4 protein-coding genes are annotated in these 5,683 nt (G+C 41.8%); 1 reads left to right on the top strand and 3 read right to left on the bottom strand.

What is annotated here, in order from left to right:
- Nucleotides 1-161: 161 nt before the first annotated feature.
- Entirely contained in the window at nucleotides 162-1,220 is a 1,059-nt protein-coding gene (locus tag BZG81_RS15200; RefSeq protein ID WP_077577407.1) for an alanine/ornithine racemase family PLP-dependent enzyme, read from the bottom strand.
- Nucleotides 1,217-2,455: a DUF1611 domain-containing protein gene (locus tag BZG81_RS15195; protein WP_077677788.1), complete on the bottom strand. Its 1,239-nt coding sequence runs from the start codon at nucleotides 2,453-2,455 to the stop codon at nucleotides 1,217-1,219. Before BZG81_RS15195 ends, BZG81_RS15200 begins: the two co-directional genes overlap by 4 nt.
- A gap of 481 nt (nucleotides 2,456-2,936) precedes the next feature.
- On the opposite strand from BZG81_RS15195, the gene BZG81_RS15190 reads away from it, so the two are divergent.
- Nucleotides 2,937-4,019 (top strand): type I restriction endonuclease, encoded by a 1,083-nt coding sequence (locus tag BZG81_RS15190; protein WP_077677787.1) that lies wholly within the window; start codon nucleotides 2,937-2,939, stop codon nucleotides 4,017-4,019.
- Nucleotides 4,020-4,084: 65 nt separating this feature from the next.
- Here BZG81_RS15190 and BZG81_RS15185 read toward each other — a convergent pair whose 3' ends face one another.
- Nucleotides 4,085-5,260 carry a tyrosine-type recombinase/integrase gene (locus BZG81_RS15185; RefSeq protein WP_077677786.1) on the bottom strand — a complete coding sequence of 392 codons (1,176 nt, stop codon included), beginning with the start codon at nucleotides 5,258-5,260 and terminating at the stop codon, nucleotides 4,085-4,087.
- Nucleotides 5,261-5,683: the final 423 nt, after the last annotated feature.

Raw genomic sequence — 5,683 nt, 5'->3', positions numbered from 1 at the left:
CGATAAATAGGAGGTTTAACAGTGATAGAGGGATATGGCGCGGTTTTTTATGCATATTTTTTAACTTTAAATTTGCTTATAACGATTAAATACACAATTATTGGCATAATTAATCATTTTTTCTGAGGGTCTTATAAGTTGATAGACTGTCGTATGGTTGGCTATCGATAAACTTTATCGACAAACTCGGACGTCATGGCTGAAAGAAAAGCACTATAGTCCAACCCAAATGTGACGGTTTCACCGACCGCTAGCATTTTTTCTGGTGTCTCAACCATTAAATGATCACTGCATGATGAAACGATTGTCATGCCGCTGGGAGGATGTAATCCGTCAATACATACATCCTGTCGGCCTAAGGCAAGAATGGCCTGGTTGACCTGACCTCTATTTTGTAGGCTGATGGTTTCACCAAAGGCATTAACGCCTCGTTTTCCCCATGGGTATGAGGGTTTTTGGCTCGACTCTATGACCTCGGCTGTTAATGTGATCGCTGTGGATGATAAGCCCGATATTTGTGGCTGATTTTTTGGGACTAGGCCTAAAAATATTGCTTCGCCAAGCCGTAAATGGTTAATACGGGTTTGGCCTTGATGGGCGAGTACCCAATTGATCGAGCCCGAGTTACCGCCCGAAATGATGTCTAGCTTTATCGAAAACGTCGTCTCAATGTGTTCGGCAAGATCCGATAAAAGCTGCATATTGATATCGTCTGGCTCAACACCGTAGCGGCAGGTTAAATTCGTACCTATGCCTTTGAGTGTAATGTTGGGCAGTTTAATGACATCGTTGATCAGATTAATAAGGTTGTCGGGCATGACACCTTCTCTTAAATCTCCCAGCTCAACCATAATGATGATCTGGTGAATACGATTACATCGTCCAGCGGCGTCAGAGAGTTTTTGGATCACTGCAATTTCAGTATTTAGACTGATATCGCAGTCAATGACGACGCGCTCTATTTGGCTTAGCATCGGGGAACGTATTAATAGAGTGGGTACCGTGACACCTGCCTCTCTCATCCGTTTTATATTATCTACTCTTGAGTCAGCGAGCATCGTTGCGCCGGCATTAATGAGCGTATTGGCAATGATAGGGTGGCCCAAACAGCTTTTGGTCACGGGAGTGACAGTCACGCCTTTTAAAGTCAGTTGTTCAATCAGCCGTTGGGTGTTGAGGGATATTTTAGCGCAATCGAGTTCTATTTTTGGGTAGCTCACTGCTTTGCTTCAATTTTATCTTCTAGCAGTGGGAACGCTGAAAGTAGGATCTGTACTAATTGCTCTTTCGGTTGCGATAAGGGATCGGTGACCGGGAGTTTAAGTTCATGTGTATACGCATTGATATAAGATAAAGTCTCTCCCATCGACATCCCCTCGTGGTTGAGAGTGATCCCAATGACATGCGTATTGGCAAATGTTTCGATCAGGTTAATTTCGCTTGCGAGCGTCGGTATCGCCATGTTGGGAAAATCGACACGATACAGGCGTTTCGGTGCATGCTGTAAGATAACTGCGGTCGGGCAACTTCCTCGCAGTATGAATGAGCTCGTGGAAAAGGCTGGATGACTCAGAGCACCTTGGCCTTCCACTAAAATAATATCTGGGTTTTCTTGGGTGTAGGCATCGACGATCACGGCCTCTAATTCGCCAGCACAAAATTGAGAAGGAACAGCATCGAGTGCCACACAATAACGTTCACCCTGAATAATACCGGTTTGTCCGGTGGCGATCATGACGACGTTTAACCCTAGCTTTCTGAGCTCTTGAGCCAATATTGTCGTAGTGGTCCGTTTCCCGAGCGCACAATCTGTTCCCAAAATAGCGACAATGGGACAGGTCACACTATGGACTTGTCCAGTAAATGTTTTTAACGCCTCTTTTTTCTTGGGTTTGCGAATATCCAGTATGTGGACGTTGTTCTTCTTGCTCGCATCAACAAAAATGGCATCGTCATTGAGAAATTCATGTAAACCATTAACGATATTGAGCCGTTTTGACATGGCGTCGAGGATGACATTTTTATCTAAATCAGACAGTAAGCCTGTGGACGGCGCGACACCAAAAATAAAATAATCTGGTCGTGTAGACTCATGATGTAAAGCCTCTTCGAGGTCGGCGAAAATAGGGATGTTATTTTTGGTTTTGTCGAGAACGTCGCCCGCGTCTTTGTTTGCAAGGGAGCTGTCTATAACGGAGAGAATACGATATTTTTGAGAGTGTCGGACAAGACCATTGGCAGTTTTCCCATCAATTTTACCAAAATGACCTTCACAATAAACAATTGCCGTCGGGGTTAATGCCCCTTGGCTCTCGATTAACCTCTCTTGGCTCTCGAGTAATGTTTCTTGGTTATCGAATCGAGTCGTTGGTGATGCTAAATCGACGTCTTCGTGCGACGTTTTACCTGCTACTAATCGAGTTGGAGTGTGTGCTGATTTTGGTGATACGGACATTATTGAAGCCTGGTTAGGCTTAGAAGGGCCGCTAAGGATTGCCGAGTCTTTCGCCCGGTAAAGAAAAGAGCTCCTACTAAGCTGTAGGAGAGAACTAAACAGTAGCACAGTTTCTGAGAAGGCAAAGGGTTATTTGTTTAGGGACGAGTTTTTAGGCAATAAAAAAGACGCCCTAAGGCGTCTTTTCCAATCGATTGGTGGAGCTGGCGGGAGGCTATTTCCCAGCCTAGCACGCTGCACATAACCTTTTGATTTAAAGGCTTTATTTCTTGTTTCTTTCGAGCGTGTGATACCAAATTTCCCCAGATTGTAGCTCAGCTATGTAGGTGAGTAAACAGGTAAGCCGATTGGTTGTCTTGTAATGAGTACAGATGGGCTTTCAATCACAGCATGCTTGCTATGTTGATGGTCTAATAAAAAAGCAAATGTATTAAAGCTGTTGCATCTGCAAGCACACTGAAGCAGATATAAGGAGAGTGAAATGGACTTTATAGAGCGACTACAAGCTTTGTCCAAAAAGGTGGGACAGCTATCTGACTCGATAGAAACAGAAGAGGCGACAAAGACTGCTTTGGTGATGCCATTTCTTCACAATGTACTTGGATACGATATCTTCGACCCCAGCGAGGTTATCCCTGAGTTTACTGCTGATACAGGCACGAAGAAGGGAGAGAAGGTTGATTATGCTCTGATGAAAGACGGGGATGTTCAGATCTTAATCGAGTGTAAGAAAGTGAATGAAGCGCTCTCACCAAAACACTCTAGCCAACTATACCGATATTTCTCAGTGACCAACGCTCGTATAGCTATATTGACTAACGGTTGTGAGTATCAGTTTTTCACTGACCTCGATGCGCCAAATAAGATGGATGACAAACCGTTCTTGATTCTAGATATGTCAGAGGTCGACGAGCATGTAGTGCCAGAGCTGAAAAAACTGACGAAGACTTCTTTCGATGTCGATTCCGTGGTAGATGCGGCTGGTGAATTGAAGTACCTCAATCAAATAAAAAAGGTTTTAGCAGAGCAGTTCCAAGATCCAGAGGAAGACTTTGTTAAGCTTCTGACTGCTAGGGTCTACGATGGGATGCAAACAGCCAAGGTCAAAGCACAGTTTACTGAAATAACGAAAAAAGCTTTGAAGCAATTCCTCAACGACAGCATAAACGCTCGTTTGAAGTATGCCATAGGCAGTGAAGAGCGTGAGGCGAGAGGAGCCAACGAACAACCAGAGCAGGATGAAAGCGCTTCTGAAGCTGATGGTAGCAACCCTAAAATAGTCACCACAGAGGAAGAGCTCGACGGTTATAATGTTGTCAAAGCTATTCTGAGAGAAAGAGTCGATGTATCTCGAGTCGCTCATCGAGACACACAAAGCTACTTTGGGATTCTGCTTGATGATAATAATCGTAAACCATTGTGCAGGTTGCACTTTAATGGTCGACAGAAGTATGTAGGAATCTTTGACTCAAACAAGAAAGAGACTAAAACTCCCATCGACAGTGTTGATGACATTTTCCAGCTGGCTGGGGAGCTAAAGGCATCGGTAGACCTTTACGAGTAAAACTCGTTGGTAGCCCTAGGTAGCCGTAATAAGCTACCTAGTGGCACCCGATGGAGTGAAATTAACTATCTACGGGTCTTTATTTGTCTTCTCTGTTTTGTCGCGTCAAGCGTTTTGACTACACCAAAAAGAGAGTTTGCAGTCATGTGAGTATACCGAGCTGACATTGCTGGGGTCTTATGTCCGAGCCATAACATTATCTTTTGAACAGAAACATCATTCTCTGCCAATCTAGTTGCGCAGGTGTGGCGCATCATGTGAGGTACAAATTCTTGACTACTACCAAAGCCTAATGAGTTCTTCATTACTTTCCAGTGCCAACTCAATGAACTTTGCGTAATTTTAAATATTGGCTGATTTAGATCGCTATCCTCCCTTTTAAGTGCTTTTCTTTCAAGTACCTGTCTCGATCTTTTAACAAGAGGTATAGTTCGAGAGGTTTGATTTTTTGAACTCTTAATAAATATAGAGCTTTTATCCTCATTGTAGTCTTTCCATTTTAGAGAAAGAAGCTCACTGACTCTTGCGCCTGTGTCGATTGCCAAGCTTATGAAATCAACAAAATCAAATTTTCCTCTTTTCTGGAAGAACTCTAATATATTTTCTTCCTCCTTTATCGTGAGGATTCTTGTGCGAGCGTTGGTTTCTCTTGTCCATGGAAAAATAGGCACCTTATCAGTGAAATCAAGTAAAACAGCATGTTTTAACACGACCCGTATTTTACTAAGATTTCTATTAATCGTTGCGTTTGACAAACCTTTGGCTCTCAAGTGCGCAACATAATCAACGAGTTTTCTTGATGTCACATCAGCTGGTGGGGTGTTACATCCAAAATACTGAATGCAAAGGTAAGCCTTCCTTCTTGTTGCTCTATAATCTTTAATGTTTTCTGGAGTCCACCTCGTTCTACAGGCCGATTCGTATGCTTCTTCTAATGTCCCTTTAGATATTTCTTTCTCTTTGATTACTCGAGTGTCTAACATGAACGCTTCACTAAAGTATAACTGTTTCTTTGGGTTGAGTTTTAAAAACTTTAAGTTATTTATTAGGTGAGTGGCATTTCCCCTTTCCCCTCTCTCTTTAATTATTTCGCGAATAGCATGTCTGGGGTTTTCCCTCGTGATAACCTTAATCTCTCCGTCTATTTTATAATCTAATATGTAGGTATCGCCTGACTTGTCTAAGTGTATATCATAGTGCTCTAGGATTCTTTTAACATTGGAATGTATTGGTTGTTTCATTTTTACCTCCTTGGTTTGAGGTTTTATTTTTATTTTTATTTTTGTTTTTTTAAACCTATGAAATCTATTTCATTCACTTGTGACATTTTATTTTCTAAAATGAACTTTTATTAATATCAACCTCTTGCGCTGAATTATTTTTGTTTTTTCATTAGTATTATTCATGGTTTTATTGCTTTGTTTTTGTGTAAAAATCCCTCTCTCCTTTTTGATAAAACATAGAGTATTAAATTTCCCCCATACGCCCTATCAGAAATTTAACTATCTAAATTAAGAATGTCGGGAATTATTCTTATAAGTAATGACACTTCATCGAAAGTTTGTGGCTGTTTTTCGCTCAATTTTCTAGGTCTCTTAATGTACATTAAGAGCTCTCTGTGACATCAAACCACTGCTGCTGTAGTCGTAGCAGATACTAAATAG

It is taken from the genome of Salinivibrio sp. MA607 (assembly GCF_001996245.1).
GTDB lineage: Bacteria > Pseudomonadota > Gammaproteobacteria > Enterobacterales > Vibrionaceae > Salinivibrio > Salinivibrio costicola.
Note: the sequence above shows the minus strand (reverse complement) of the source record. Positions and strands in the feature narration are given on the sequence as shown.